This window comes from Oscillibacter sp. KLE 1745, assembly GCF_000469445.2.
Taxonomy (GTDB): Bacteria; Bacillota; Clostridia; order Oscillospirales; family Oscillospiraceae; genus Oscillibacter; species Oscillibacter welbionis.
Map to the genome: position 1 here is coordinate 1 of NZ_KI271691.1, position 530 is coordinate 530.

1 protein-coding gene and 1 pseudogene are annotated in these 530 nt (G+C 50.0%); both read right to left on the reverse strand.

The window, feature by feature from the left end:
• Positions 1-214: TnpV protein (locus HMPREF1546_RS03475; protein ID WP_021751689.1), on the reverse strand; the 214-nt coding region annotated here is incomplete at its 3' end.
• Positions 211-530 (reverse strand): annotated as a pseudogene (locus HMPREF1546_RS03480) (DNA recombinase); the annotation flags it as partial. The gene HMPREF1546_RS03475 and the pseudogene HMPREF1546_RS03480, both read right to left, overlap by 4 nt.

Consider the following 530-nt stretch of genomic DNA (forward strand, 5'->3'; position numbering starts at 1 on the left):
GCACGATCAGCTCCATGCGGTTTCGTGCCGCTTCTTCAATCTCGGCGCAATGTTCAAAGAGCTTGTCGGATAGCACCAGTTCATTGAACAGTATCGGGCGGTGCATTTCTAAATACGCCTTGCGAAGTCTGCCGTAGTGTCCGATGGGCTTGGTCTTGCGGATAACGATGTTCGGGATAAGATAATCTCCGTTCTGTCTATAAGTGATGTTCATGCAATCTGCGCTCCTTTCTGCGGCTCTCTCTGCGGTAAACTGCTGACAGGGACGAACACACCCTTTGCAATATCCTCCGTACGAATGGCGGCTTTCTTGTCTTCGATTTCCGCCTTTTTCCTCTCTTTGATTTTGTCCTCGTAACGCTTCTGTGCTCCGCTGGCTTTACGCTTCAAGTAGTTCTGATGAAGTCTGTCCTTGCGTTCCTCACGCTTGCGGATTTCTTCTAATTCCTCTGGGGTAAGCTCCACTTCTCCAAACGCCGGAGGAACGAATCGCCCGACAAAATTGAAGTAAATCTCGACCTCCTGTGTGG